11 protein-coding genes are annotated in these 13,267 nt (G+C 41.5%); 3 read left to right on the forward strand and 8 right to left on the reverse strand.

The genetic code is table 11. The annotated features are described in order from the left end of the window. Positions 1–15: 15 nt before the first annotated feature. Both CYG50_RS11270 and CYG50_RS11275 read right to left on the reverse strand, forming a co-directional pair. Entirely contained in the window at positions 16–537 is a 522-nt protein-coding gene (locus CYG50_RS11270) for a hypothetical protein (protein WP_102137657.1), read from the reverse strand. Positions 538–957: 420 nt separating this feature from the next. Then, a complete protein-coding gene (locus CYG50_RS11275) occupies positions 958–2,298 on the reverse strand; it encodes an anaerobic C4-dicarboxylate transporter (RefSeq protein WP_102137656.1) in 1,341 nt (446 codons plus the stop codon). 417 nt (positions 2,299–2,715) lie between these two features. Between CYG50_RS11275 and tyrP the strand changes: the two genes are divergently transcribed. Together tyrP and CYG50_RS11285 are read left to right on the forward strand one after the other, a co-directional pair. Continuing rightward, on the forward strand, positions 2,716–3,924 hold the full coding sequence (tyrP, locus tag CYG50_RS11280; protein WP_102137655.1) for a tyrosine transporter TyrP: 1,209 nt from the start codon (positions 2,716–2,718) through the stop codon (positions 3,922–3,924). Positions 3,925–4,151: 227 nt separating this feature from the next. Then, positions 4,152–5,093, forward strand: a complete 942-nt coding sequence (locus CYG50_RS11285) for an Rpn family recombination-promoting nuclease/putative transposase (protein ID WP_102137654.1) — start codon at positions 4,152–4,154, stop codon at positions 5,091–5,093. 103 nt (positions 5,094–5,196) lie between these two features. Here the strand turns inward: CYG50_RS11285 and CYG50_RS11290 are convergent, their stop codons facing one another. After that, entirely contained in the window at positions 5,197–5,739 is a 543-nt protein-coding gene (locus tag CYG50_RS11290) for a YfaZ family outer membrane protein (protein WP_102137653.1), read from the reverse strand. Positions 5,740–6,074: 335 nt separating this feature from the next. Here CYG50_RS11290 and CYG50_RS11295 point away from each other — a divergent pair, with 335 nt between their 5' ends. Next, the gene (locus CYG50_RS11295) at positions 6,075–7,514 is read left to right on the forward strand and encodes a catalase (RefSeq protein ID WP_168222849.1); all 1,440 of its coding nucleotides are present in this window, start codon (positions 6,075–6,077) and stop codon (positions 7,512–7,514) included. 44 nt (positions 7,515–7,558) lie between these two features. On the opposite strand, the gene menE is transcribed toward CYG50_RS11295, so the two are convergent. The 5 genes from menE to menD are packed head-to-tail and all read right to left on the reverse strand — an operon-like array spanning position 7,559 to position 13,234. Further along, complete coding sequence (menE, locus tag CYG50_RS11300; protein WP_102137651.1) at positions 7,559–8,968, reverse strand: o-succinylbenzoate--CoA ligase; 1,410 nt, start codon at positions 8,966–8,968, stop codon at positions 7,559–7,561. After that, positions 8,956–9,927, reverse strand: a complete 972-nt coding sequence (gene menC, locus CYG50_RS11305) for an o-succinylbenzoate synthase (protein ID WP_102137650.1) — start codon at positions 9,925–9,927, stop codon at positions 8,956–8,958. The genes menE and menC overlap by 13 nt, the downstream gene beginning before the upstream one ends. Beyond that, positions 9,927–10,784: a 1,4-dihydroxy-2-naphthoyl-CoA synthase gene (gene menB, locus CYG50_RS11310; RefSeq protein ID WP_004912212.1), complete on the reverse strand. Its 858-nt coding sequence runs from the start codon at positions 10,782–10,784 to the stop codon at positions 9,927–9,929. Before menB ends, menC begins: the two co-directional genes overlap by 1 nt. Before the next feature lie 12 nt (positions 10,785–10,796). Then, positions 10,797–11,561 (reverse strand): 2-succinyl-6-hydroxy-2,4-cyclohexadiene-1-carboxylate synthase, encoded by a 765-nt coding sequence (gene menH / locus CYG50_RS11315; protein ID WP_102137649.1) that lies wholly within the window; start codon positions 11,559–11,561, stop codon positions 10,797–10,799. Beyond that, positions 11,561–13,234: a 2-succinyl-5-enolpyruvyl-6-hydroxy-3-cyclohexene-1-carboxylic-acid synthase gene (gene menD, locus CYG50_RS11320; RefSeq protein ID WP_102137648.1), complete on the reverse strand. Its 1,674-nt coding sequence runs from the start codon at positions 13,232–13,234 to the stop codon at positions 11,561–11,563. Before menD ends, menH begins: the two co-directional genes overlap by 1 nt. Positions 13,235–13,267 lie beyond the last annotated feature (33 nt).

A 13,267-nucleotide genomic window follows, 5' to 3' on the forward strand; every position in this document is an offset into this window, starting at 1 on the left:
CAATATGCATAGACATTATTTTATTGCTGGTATTTTTATATCCAGATCATAAAGCCTTAAAATAGAAGGCTCATCTTCAACCTCTAAAAATTTAAGCCTAACCTTGGATGCTGCATTTTTGGGAACACTGATATCCTCTTGCTTGCCCGATAAATAGGATGTAAAGCCATCTTTATCTAAGATATAAAGGTTATTTTTATCTTCAAGGTTTGTTAAACGAACCGCTGAGTCAGACTTATTTTTAACGGATAGTGTTAATAAATACTCGTTGTCCGCCACTTTTTCAGATGTTAATACCTTTACATCAATATATTTATTTAGGTTTTCTATATCGTAAATTATAATTGCGCCATCAACACTACTCCCAGATGTCCTCCCCTCGTCAATCCCTTCTTTTAACCCTGACAACGCATCTTTACTTGAGCTTGTTATTGAAGATGTTATTGATTTTACGCTACTTTTAATTGTGCTTGAATCGTCAGTATTAGCAAATGCCCAAGCAGATGTGAACAGCAACATATATGCAATTTTTTTCATGTTTATCCCAAAAAGTTTACTTACGTTATTTTTATAGTTTAAGTTAATTACAACGAATAATAGTTAGTCTTAATCTGAGATTAGCTCATAGTCATGAATGAGTATTGGTTAAAATTAATCATTCAAGTAATCAAACAGATACGAAATAATAGCGAGCACAATGGTAGTTCCAATCGTAATATAACTTTCTTATTGTATAGGCTATTTAAGCGATATATTGAACCCTGAACTCACTGTGAATTTAGCGTACTTATTTAGTATGCTTTTATAAGACATTTATTGATCAAACATTTATTGATAAAACATGGCAATCATTGTGGCCACTAACGCTATTACAAGGTAATAGGTCTTATGATGAACGATTGTAAGACTACCGATAAAACTGTCTTACAATCGTTGTGATAAACCGAGGGTTAAACCTTATAAATAACCGTACATCGCTGCAAATATCCAGCCAAACACACAGGATACACCCACCCCGATTAATCCAGGAAGAATGAAGCTGTGGTTAATAACAAACTTACCAATTCGTGTAGTACCTGAACGGTCAAACTGAATTGCCGCAAGGTCACTTGGGTAAGTTGGTAAAATGTAATACCCATAACACGCAGGTGCGGAAGCGATAATATAAGCCGGGTCAACACCAATCCCTAACGCAATGGGGACGACAGCGGCCAATGCGGCTGCCTGTGAATTAACAAACTTAGAGACTAATAATAAGATGACGGCATAAGCCCAAGGGAAATCTTTTACTAAAGAACCTAACGTTCCTTTAATTTCATCCATGTGAGCACCGAACATGGTTTCTGCCATCCACGCAATACCATACACTGCGACAATCGCTATCATCCCTGAACGGAATACTTCGTTCTTTGAAATTTGCCCTGGGTTGGTCTTACAGATAATGATTATTAGCGCACCAGCTAATAACATAAACATCTGAATGACTAAAACCATAGATAACGGCTTACCATTAACTAGAGGTCTTAGCTCTGAGAATGCACCAAGTAATGCAACAACTGCGATAGAGGCTAAAAAAATCCACATCGCGACCCAGTTAATTTTCGGTAATTTGGTATTCAACAGTGTCACACTGTCACCATAGACGTAATCATGGTTTTCAGGCACTGAAATAAACTCTTGGAATACAGGGTCTTTATCGAGATCTTTACCTCTAAACCAACTAAAAATACCAATCGCTAAAATACCAATTAATGTCGACGGGATAGTAATTGCCAATAAATCAAGGAATTCAAGTGACTGGCCATTGATTGTCACACCATTTAGCATTGCTACTAATGAAACAACGGCCACTGAAACTGGACTGGCGATAATCCCCATTTGTGCGCCAATACTACTCGCAGCCATTGGCCTTTCAGGGCGAATATTATTTTTAATCGCTGCATCGTAAATGATAGGTAAAATTGTATACACCACATGCCCTGTACCACACAAAATGGTTAAGATACATGTCACAAAAGGTGCCACAATAGAAATGTACTTAGGGTTTTTCCGCAGTAGTCGTTCTGCAATTTGTAGCATGACATCCAAACCGCCTGACGCTTGCAACGTTGCTGATGCGGCAACAACAGCAATGATAACAAGCATAACATCAACAGGCGGTTTTCCAGGCGGCAAACCAAAGCCAAAAACTAAGATAACTAGGCCAACACCACCTAATAGCCCGAGTGCCATTCCCCCTTTTTTTGCCCCATAGAATAAGCAAACAAGGATAATGGCGAGTTGAATCATAAAGTCCATAGTTCCATCCTTTATATATATGTTTACATATATTATCGGGATGATTTTCAAGCATTAATTTGATTTATGATAACTTCAAAATCAATTTACTTTTATTTTTTATGCTTTTATTTTGACCTCATCACATAATTTATATTAAGTAACTGACATACTACCCAGTTACCTACCACTTTCATAAAAATCAATCAATTATCACACCATTTTTAACAACCTACCCCATATAAATTTACCTTTAGCCACTTTAAATCATCATTTTTTCTTTACTTTATTAACGCTGCTATTGTCTTTCATTTCCTACCTACATGATTAGAGGTGTAAATATAAGATTACACCCCCTGTAATTTACATTTGACAGCGAACTTGCGATCGCATAATCTGCATCACTTGTTAATTATTCAAATTCAATTAGAGGAACTTGTGAAGAATCGTACGCTTGGCAGTGTGTTAATCGTTGCAGGGACAACAATAGGTGCAGGGATGTTGGCAATGCCACTTGCCGCTGCAGGAGTCGGTTTCACAAGCATCGTCTGCTTGCTTGTTGGATTATGGATGTTAATGAGTTATACCTCATTACTATTAGTCGAGGTGTATCAACATAACCCTGCGAATATGGGTTTAGGCTCTGTTGCTAAGAAATATCTTGGGCCTGTTGGACAGATAGTAACCGGACTGAGTATGCTGCTATTAATGTACGCGTTAACAACTGCTTATATCGGTGGCGCGGGCGTATTAATTTCAGATAGCCTATCTTCATGGTGGGGAATTAAAATTTCAACCGATACTGCCATTATTGCATTTACCATTATTGGTGGTGCAATTGTCTGTATTGGTACGCATTCAGTCGATTTTATTAACCGAATTTTATTCACGGCCAAAACAATTTTTTTGGTGATCATGTTAGTTGTGATGATGCCGCATGCTGAAGCCGTGAATTTAAGCACTATGCCAATTGAAAAAGGCCTTATCCTTGCTGCCGTTCCCGTTATTTTTACTTCTTTTGGTTTCCATGGCAGCGTGCCTAGTTTAGTTAACTATATGAATGGGGATGTGCGCAAGCTACGCATGATTTTCATTACCGGAAGTGCAATTCCTTTAGTCGCTTATATTCTATGGCAAATCGCAACATTAGGTTCTATTCCATCACAGACTTTTATCGGGATCCTAGCTCAGGAATCAGGCCTTAATGGGTTACTCACAGCCATTCGCGATGTTGTCGCTACGCCTCGAGTCAATATTGCCGTTAGCTTGTTTATGGATTTAGCGTTAGCCACATCCTTCTTAGGCGTTGCATTGGGTTTATTTGATTACCTCGCTGATTTATTCAAACGGAGCAATCATTTTATTGGTCGTGTACAAACCAGCTTGCTGACTTTTGTTCCGCCATTATTGGCCGCCCTATTTTTCAGTAGTTTCGTACAAGCATTAACGTATGCCGCTGTTGCACTCTCGGTCTTAGCGCTGATTATTCCTGCACTACTAACATTCCGTGTTCGCAAATTAGAAACTCAAGGTGGGTATCAAGTTAAAGGCGGTACACCTATTTTAGCCCTCGTGTTGGTATGTGGTATCGCTGTAATTGCTATCCAATTTTCGATTGTTGCCGGTTTTTTACCAAACGTTGGCTAAATATCTGCCATATTAAGTATACGACCAGTCCCCAAGCATTGATTTATCAAGATTGGGGGCTTCCCCCCTTGAAAACTAAATTAATTATCTAAATTTAATCTATTACTCATTACATTTAAAAAACTTCGTTCTGTTATTTCGATACTTGTCAGAAAATAATTCTGAACAGACAACCTAATCATTTTACCGTATCTTCGCCATATTGCGGTCTTCATGAGGTGAATTAGGTGAAGAAAAAACAAGTATCCAACATTCATGATGCGGCTTTTAAAGGCATCATGACGAATATCGAAAATGCACGAGATTTTTTTGATATCTATTTGCCTGCACAAATAAAATCATTGTGTGACTTCAATACGTTATCACTTACAAATTCCTCATTTATTGATGAGCAACTCCGCTCGCGATTATCAGATGTACTATATTCAGTAGAAACAACGCAAGGAAAAGGATACCTTTACCTTTTAGTTGAACACCAATCAACGCCCGATAGACTGATGGCATGGCGTCTGATGCATTATGCTTTTTTAGCCATGAATCAGCATATGCAACAAGGAAATAAGAAATTGCCCCTTGTCGTCCCTATCCTTTTCTACCATGGCGGTCGTTCGCCTTATCCTTATACCCAACTTTGGACTGACTGTTTCCCTTTCCCTGATATCGCTAATAATCTTTACACTCAACCATTTCCTTTAGTCGATATAACTATCATAGATGATAATGAATTAGTTAATCATCGAAAGATTGCAGTAATGGAATTAGCAATGAAACATAAGCACTTACGGGATGAATTTCAACAGGTACTCCCGCTCTTGGCGCAAGCACTCAATAAACACTATAATAGCGATAATGACATCATTACTATTATCAATTATCTGTTCATTGCTTTAGATTCTGCTAATTTCGAACATATCATTCAGGCATTGAGCGAAAAAACAGAAAAACATAAGGGAGCTATTATGAATATCGCACTGCGTTTACAGAACAAAGGCCGCCAAGAAGGCAGAGTAGAAGGTCGCCAAGAAGGCAGAGTGGAAGGTCGCCAAGAAGCCCAAATAACAATGGCACGCCACCTTCTTAAGAATGGTATTAGTTTGGATATTATCGTTGAATGCACTGGACTAAGCCGCGAAATACTCATGTCTTTAAATAATACTAAACAAGGTTAGTTTCTGGTGGATACCTCTTTGAGTTATTTTCTGTTGGACTAAAGGCATCACAGCCAGCTCCTAGCCATGCAACGACTAGGAACTGTAGATATATCACAACAACTTAGAAAGATAGCCCTGCACCAACATACCAGCCATCGGCAAGTTTATCGCTACTATTACCATGCGTCCCTTTCATTTCAATCAAGCGATATCCTGCATCAATAGATAAAGGCTTGAATACCGTATAGCGCGCACCAGCTTTAGCTTCGACATACGATTTGCTGCCAGAAGTCAGTTGTTCTGGAGCACCGTAAGCTTCACCGTAAATATTCAGTGAAGGCAGTGCCTGCCAATTTAACCCACCACCAACAGCTAATGCAGCACCGCTACTATTATGATCGGGAGATAAATATAACCCCTTACCACCAACGAATGCAGAGAAAGGCCCTACAGGTAAGCCAAATGTGGCACCAATACTTCCCGTTTGTCCATCATGGTCACTACGAGCCCAAGAGCCATTAAATGCTAACCCTGCATTTTGGTTACCTAACCCCGCAGACAGCTCAGTAAAATGTTCACCTGCTTGTGCACTGACTGAAACTGCATGTGCAGTACCTACGAATAATGGTGACATCGCTGCTGCCAATAATAATAATTTGCGCATTATTTTATCCTCTTGATATTATTACCTATGAATATTACGCGAATCTCACCTTATTTTCAGCCATTCTTACCTAGATTTACGCTATAGCCTCGATAAAAGCCCACTTTATTCATTACAAAATTTCACGCATCAAAAAATTTAGTACAAGAAAGTGCGATAAATACGCATTTTTCTACTTGTAATCACAGTAATTGGTTATATTAATTAGATAATCAATTCCATAATAACTATACTGAATTACAAGTTTATTGTAGTAGTGTTTTTTATTTTTTACAAAATATTAACTTATTAGTTAGGTTTGTGTAGTCATTTAATCCAAACAAAGGAGCATTGTGATGAAAAAGAAAGGCCTTACTACCGCCTCAGGCGCCCCGGTCGCCAATAATAATAATGTGATGACAGCAGGTAAACGTGGCCCAATGTTATTACAGGATGTTTGGTTTTTAGAAAAGCTTGCCCATTTTGACCGTGAAGTGATCCCTGAAAGACGCATGCATGCAAAAGGTTCTGGTGCTTTCGGTACGTTTACCGTAACCCATGATATTAGCCGCTATACTCGTGCAAAAATTTTCTCTGAGGTGGGCAAAAAAACAGAAATGTTTGCTCGCTTCTCTACCGTTGCAGGTGAACGTGGTGCTGCCGACGCAGAGCGTGACATTCGTGGTTTCGCATTAAAATTTTATACTGAAGAAGGTAACTGGGATATGGTGGGTAACAACACCCCTGTATTCTATTTCCGCGACCCATTAAAATTCCCTGATTTAAACCACGTAGTGAAGCGTGACCCTCGCTCTAACCTGCGTACAATGGAACATAAATGGGCCTTTTTCTCTCAGTTACCTGAATCTTTACACCAATTAACCATTGATGCGAGTGACCGTGGTATTCCACAAAGTTATCGTCATATGCATGGATTTGGTAGCCATACATACAGTTTCATTAACAGTAATAATGAACGTTTCTGGGTCAAATTCCATTTCCGTTGCCAACAAGGCATTGAGAATTTGTCTGATGAACAAGCTGAGCAATTAGTTGGTAAAGACAGAGAAAGTTCACAGCGCGATCTGTTTGAATCAATTGAAAAAGGGGATTTCCCACGCTGGAATTTGCAAGTACAAATTATGCCAGAGAAAGAAGCCTCTCAAGTTCCTTATAACCCTTTTGACTTAACTAAAGTTTGGCCACATAAAGATTATCCATTAATTGATGTCGGTTATTTTGAACTTAATCGTAATCCAGATAACTATTTTGCAGATGTAGAACAAGCAGCTTTTAGCCCTGCTAACGTCGTTCCGGGTATTGGTTTCTCACCGGATAGAATGTTACAAGGTCGCCTGTTCTCATATGGGGATGCCCATCGTTATCGCCTTGGTGTCAACCATCATCAAATCCCAGTGAATACCCCACGTTGCCCATTCCATAATTACCACCGCGATGGTGCAATGCGCGTTGACGGTAATAGTGGCAACCACGTAACCTATGAGCCAAATGAAGCAGGTCTATTCCAAGAACAGCCTGACTTTAGCGAACCGCCATTATCTATTGAAGGTGCAGCTGACCATTGGGATCACCGTGAAGACCAAGACTATTTCAGCCAACCACGTGCATTATATGAGTTATTAGATGATGCAGAACACCAACGTATGTTTAAACGTATTGCAGGTGAACTCATTGACGCGACAGAAGCCACGCAAGTGCGCCAAATCGAGTTATTTAAACAAGTTCATCCTGAATATGGCGCGGGTGTTGAAAAAGCGTTGAAAGCACTAAAATAGTGTAATTCATTAAGTGGTGGGGGTAACCCCGCCACTATTTTGTCCTATACTTTTATTTTCGCTAACAACCACTTTTTCACTTGTTGCCTAGAGACTTTTATTCCCCCCGCTTTCAGTTCGGGGTCTAAATAATAAAATGCTATAGGATATTGGTATGGAGCGAGTTTATCTTTTAACCAATCCGCCAGCTGATTCAAATCCACTGACTTATTTACTTCAACAACCGCGACAGGACGTTGCCCAAACTGCACATCCTCAATGGGTATAATAAAACTTTGGCTTACATCAGGGTATGAATTGATTACTGACTCGATATCTTCGGGTTGAACACATTCTCCACCACTGATAAATAAATTGTCTAGACGACCAATAATTTGATATTCACCATCAATAAATACCCCTTTATCATTCGTTTTGAACCAGCCATCAATACAATTTAAAGGCTTGATATTCCCATCAAACCAATACCCCAGCGCTTGACTATTTGATTGGATCTGAATTTCATCATCCAAGATACGAATTTGCTTACCTTTTAAGGGTAAACCCACACCTTTCTTGCCATCTGCGCGTTTAGCACAAACTGTAGAAGCCATTTCTGTCATGCCATAGCCGCTCCAACAAGCAATACCGTGTTGTTGAGCAAGATCCGTTAACGTTGAAGGAATACTGGCTCCCCCCAATAAAACAGCTTTTAGCGTAAGCTCCGCCACCCGTTTATCATTTAATAACCGCCATAACTGGGTCGGTACCAAAGAGGCATGAGTAACTTCATGTAATGCTTGAGCCAAAGGAAGATTTTTGACCGCAAGTGAGCCACCCTTAAGAAGCCAGCGCCAAACAATACCTTGCCCAGATACATGAAATAACGGCAGCGATAGTAACCAACAATCTCCTTGCTGGTAATTCATCAAATTAACAACACCTGCTGCACTATTTAAGTGCGCAGCGACACTGTGAACAGCGGCTTTAGGTAAGCCTGTCGACCCCGATGTTAAAATCAATGTGGCAGGCTGCTGAATAGCCTCTTGAAAAACAGTCGGAGCAACCTCTTCATCACCAATAAAATGATAATAGAGTTGATAATCTAAATTACGATAATTTGCTAATGAATTTGATTCATCAGTAAAATCGATGACCGCACTAACATTCAGATGAGGCAATAATTCTGCTAACAACCGTTCAGGGAGACGGGGGTTTAACGGTAAAACACGAGCACCACACGCAATAAGAGCTAGCTGACTCAGTAATAACTCAACTGAATTTTTCCCACGCAGAACGATACACTGCCCCTGCTCTACACCTTGCATTGAAAAGTAAGTACTGAGGTCAGTAATTTGTTGGCTGACACTTTCCCAAGTTAGGCGTTCGGAGTCGGTCACTAAGGCAATTGAGTTAGGATGAAGATTGGCCCAATGCTGCCAAGGCCAATCTTTAAAGTCATCTAGTTCTGCCATACAAGCGTTAAATCATCTAACTGCTGAAGCGGAATATCACATTGTGGCCAAGGCCGTACCAATTGAGATTGAATAAGCGATACAGTGTCTAAACCAGGAATGGTATTTGGGGTTAACCAGTGTGCTATACGAGCAAGTTGTGTTAAACCAAAGCTACTTTCAATGGATGAGCTGATCACTGCTTGTAACCCTAAGCGATGGGCCTCTTCCGCCAAATAGCGGCAATAAGACAAACTGCCTGTCAGGGTCGGTTTAATCACAATCGCAGACACCCCCTCTTGTGCCTCTACCATAAAGCCTTCTTCACGTACACTTTCATCCCAAGCAATGCTAATGCCAGTTTCTGCTGCAAATTGCAGTGACTCTTCACGGGTTTTACACGGCTCTTCCAAAAAAGCGATTCGGTCACGGTAGTCAGGGTTAACATATTTTGCAAAACCGTCGGCTTTTGCTCGAGTCCAACTGCGATTTGCATCCAGACGCAATTTCAGTTCTGGAACGGCCTCGAGTAACAAGTTAACCACCATTCCATCACGAACAGCTTCATATAAACCGACTTTAACCTTAGCCACTTTCTCACCTTCCATTGCATCAAGGCTTAGGATTAAATCGTCAGGATCACCACTACATAAAGGCGCTTTGCGGTAGTCCGCTTGTTCAGGAAGCTCCCCTGTTAGCTCCGCGATAGCACAACTACAGCCAAAAGCCACTGAGGGTAATAAACTATTAGAAATTTTGCCTTCTTTCACCCATTCATTCAGTCGTACAATAGTTTCGGCAGTGGCCTCTTCTAATGTTTCACGGCTGAATTCAGGTAGAGGCGAAATTTCTCCCCAACCTTCGTTATCCCCATCTTGTAAACAGACCAAAAGCCCATCACGCGTTTTTAACCGCTGATAACGAAGGATAACGCCTGCCTCCATCGGCAGGCTGAACGAATAAATCTTGGCTTTACGCATTATGGGTTACGCTTATATTTAGAGAAATCAGGCGCACGTTTTTCATTAAAGGCGTTACGGCCTTCTTGCCCTTCGTCTGTCATATAGAACAACATAGTGGCATTACCAGCCAACTCTTGCAGACCTGCTTGTCCATCACAGTCCGCATTTAACGCTGCTTTTAAGCAACGCAGTGCCATCGGGCTATTTTCTAGCATTTCACGGCACCAGCGCACCGTTTCTTTTTCAAGATCTGCATATGGAACAACCGTGTTAACCAAGCCCATATCTAATGCTTCTTGTGCATTGTATTGACGGCATAAAAACCAGATTTCACGTGCCTTTTTCTGCCCAACAATACGAGCCATATAAGATGCGCCCCAGCCGCCATCAAATGAACCGACTTTTGGGCCCGTTTGACCAAAAATTGCGTTATCTGCCGCTATCGTAAGGTCACACATCATATGTAACACATGGCCACCACCGATAGAAAAACCAGCGACCATCGCGACAACAGGTTTTGGACAAGTACGAATTTGGCGTTGGAAATCTAATACGTTTAAGTGGTGCGTGCCGCTTTCATCACGATACCCGCCGTAGTCACCACGAATTTTTTGGTCACCGCCTGCACAAAATGCTTTTTCACCTTCACCGGTTAGGATAATGGTTCCAATATGGTCATCATAACGTGCGTCGGAGAGTGCTTGGATCATTTCTTTCACGGTTTGTGGACGAAAAGCATTGCGCACTTCTGGACGGTTAATCGTAATTTTAGCTATCCCTTCAGGAGACTTATGATAGCGAATATCTTCAAACCCTGTAGAGCAATCTTGCCATTCAATTGGTGCGTATAATTTTTCTTCGCTTGGATAAATCATTATCAGATTCCTTTAACCACAGTGTGATAAAAAATGGTGTAGTGCAGTGGCAAAGCCCATAGGGTTTTCCCGATGTGCATTATGCCCTGCATTTTCAATCAGCGTTAACGGCAAAGCATATTGTTGCGAAACGCTTCGAAACTTTTGGTCTTTTTCGCCACAAAAATAGCGATAAGGACAGGTCAATTTGCGCAATTTATCCGCTAAAAAAGGTTGCTTTGCTAATGATGTGTTTTCTAGCATAGCAGCAATACTTTGCGGGTTATTTTGTCGACGTAATTGAATTAAACGTTGGCGTTGGATCACCGACAAATCAGCAAATACAGTTTGTTGATACCAGTCATCTAACACTTCTTCAATCGGCTCTGAACGAAAACGCTGCGCCCAAGCCGCATCATTAGCAGCTCGAGCAATTCGTTCTTTTTCATTGACTAACCCCACATTCCCACCTTCAATCACTAAACCTAATAGTCCGTTAGGTTGATAGTAGCAAGCAAAATGCATCGCCAGCCGAGCGCCTAGTGAATAACCAACCAAGTAGTATTCATTAATTTGATGATACTGTAAAAGTGCGCTGAGTTGTTGATCAAAATGTGAAAAACCTAGGCAGGGTTCTGAATGAGAACCCCCATGACCGGGTAAATCGACAGCTAACGATGGAAAAGCGCATGTTTGCTCAATCACCGGTAGCCAATCATCCGCACTGCCTAACAAACCATGTAAGTAGATTATCCAAGGAGCGGATGAAGCAGAATGATGAATCTGTGCGGATAACATTACAGTTCCACAACTTCATTCAATAGTTGTTTTAAAGTACGCGCACCTTCATCACTTGGCACCTGTAATTCCACCAGCAAGGTGCCCTGTGGACGATGCCAAAATTGTTGTACGGTTTCTTTTAGTGTTCCCCAGTCTGTCGGAGCACAATATTGTAAGCCAAACATTTTCGCCGCTGGATCGAAACTGACATTTTGCGGCATACAGTAATAATTTTGTCTTGCTTCGTCTGGTGTGGGTAGCATAGAAAAAATCTGCCCACCATTATTATTCACAACGATAAGCACTGTTGGTGCTGAAGGTTCTCTCAATAGCGCCAAACTATTCAAATCGTAGAGTGCAGAAATATCCCCAACGATAGCCAATGTTGGCCGTGCGGTTGCCCGCTGAACTCCCGCCATGGTAGAAATCAAACCATCAATACCACTCGCGCCCCGGTTGCTATACACCGGATAACCCAATGGAAGTTGTGCCAACGCATCCACCAAGCGGACAATTAAGCTATTACCAACAAACAGTTGGCCTCGAAGAGGCAGTAGTTCAGGTAATTGGTGTGCCACCGCGGCTTCTGAAAACTGGTCATGTAACTGTTGGTGCACGTGATTTTGGGTTTTTTGCGCTAAAGTCAGCAGCGATTCACACCACAAACTTCTCGGCTGCGCAGGATGGTTATCTAGCCAACCTTTAATTGAGCAAGTTAGCTTTCTACCCATATGATTGGCTGGGTCTAGTCGCTGAGGTATTGAGTCGATAATCCAATACTCTTGCGGCTCACAGTTGGCTTGCCATTGTAGAAGCCGCTTTCCCGTTAAGCTTGAACCAAACTGGACCACTAATTCTGCGTCTTCTAAAATAGACTGGGTTTCTGGATGTTGCAGCCATAAGTCGACACATGGAAAAGGTTGTCCGGTTTGTGACAGCACATCTCCGAGTACTGGCCATCCGAGCTCTTGAGCCCATTTAGCGACGAACTCCCCTTCACTTGCACTCATTCTACCCGCAATCACAACGCCTTTTTTCTGACGCCAGAAATACCAATCAGCAACTAATGCCACCGTATTCGTCAGCGGTTCACTTAACCAAGGATGATTAGAACTCCACCATTCACCCAGCGTTTTTTGCCACTCATATTCCCCATCCATATCACCATACAATGGTTCTGCAAATGGGCAGTTAATATGAAATGCGCCATGGTGTAGTTGATTCATGCCATTATCAATCGCGGTTACCAACCACTTCGCTGAAATATCTTGTGTCGGTCTTGGCAACATTAATGATTGAGCTGGATGGGAAGCAAAGATATGTGCTTGTCGAATAGCTTGATTAGCACCACAATCAATTAATTCAGGGGGTCTATCTGCTGTAAGAAAAATAACCTTCTCACCGGTTAAACCCGCTTCAATCAATGAGGGGTAAAGGTTCGCGACTGCCGTACCAGAGGTCACTATGACCCCAACAGGCTCACGACTGGCCTTTGCTAAACCTAGAGCTAAATGCCCTAAACCACGCTCATCAAAATGGGTATGGCAATGCAATTTCCCATGGCTAATGGCGGCAAGGGTCAACGGTGTCGAGCGCGAGCCGGGCGCAATACAGATATGTTTCATTCCGTGGCGAGATAGCGCTTCGATAATCACTTCAGCCCAACGGAGATTAAAAGCAGAATTCGACATAATATGCTCAGCAAATTATTAGTTATCAATTAG

Source organism: Providencia huaxiensis, from assembly GCF_002843235.3.
In the GTDB taxonomy this organism is placed as follows: Bacteria; Pseudomonadota; Gammaproteobacteria; order Enterobacterales; family Enterobacteriaceae; genus Providencia; species Providencia huaxiensis.

Excerpts from the sequence above, each read along its gene's own strand:
- CYG50_RS11275 (WP_102137656.1), bottom strand. The coding sequence starts at position 2,298 with ATGGACTTTATGATTCAACTCGCCATTATCCTTGTTTGCTTATTCTAT.
- menD (WP_102137648.1), bottom strand. The coding sequence starts at position 13,234 with ATGTCGAATTCTGCTTTTAATCTCCGTTGGGCTGAAGTGATTATCGAA.
- CYG50_RS11290 (WP_102137653.1), bottom strand. The coding sequence starts at position 5,739 with ATGCGCAAATTATTATTATTGGCAGCAGCGATGTCACCATTATTCGTA.
- menH (WP_102137649.1), bottom strand. The coding sequence starts at position 11,561 with ATGTTATCCGCACAGATTCATCATTCTGCTTCATCCGCTCCTTGGATA.
- menC (WP_102137650.1), bottom strand. The coding sequence starts at position 9,927 with ATGCGTAAAGCCAAGATTTATTCGTTCAGCCTGCCGATGGAGGCAGGC.
- CYG50_RS11295 (WP_168222849.1), top strand. The coding sequence starts at position 6,075 with ATGAAAAAGAAAGGCCTTACTACCGCCTCAGGCGCCCCGGTCGCCAAT.
- menB (WP_004912212.1), bottom strand. The coding sequence starts at position 10,784 with ATGATTTATCCAAGCGAAGAAAAATTATACGCACCAATTGAATGGCAA.
- menE (WP_102137651.1), bottom strand. The coding sequence starts at position 8,968 with ATGGCAGAACTAGATGACTTTAAAGATTGGCCTTGGCAGCATTGGGCC.
- CYG50_RS11270 (WP_102137657.1), bottom strand. The coding sequence starts at position 537 with ATGAAAAAAATTGCATATATGTTGCTGTTCACATCTGCTTGGGCATTT.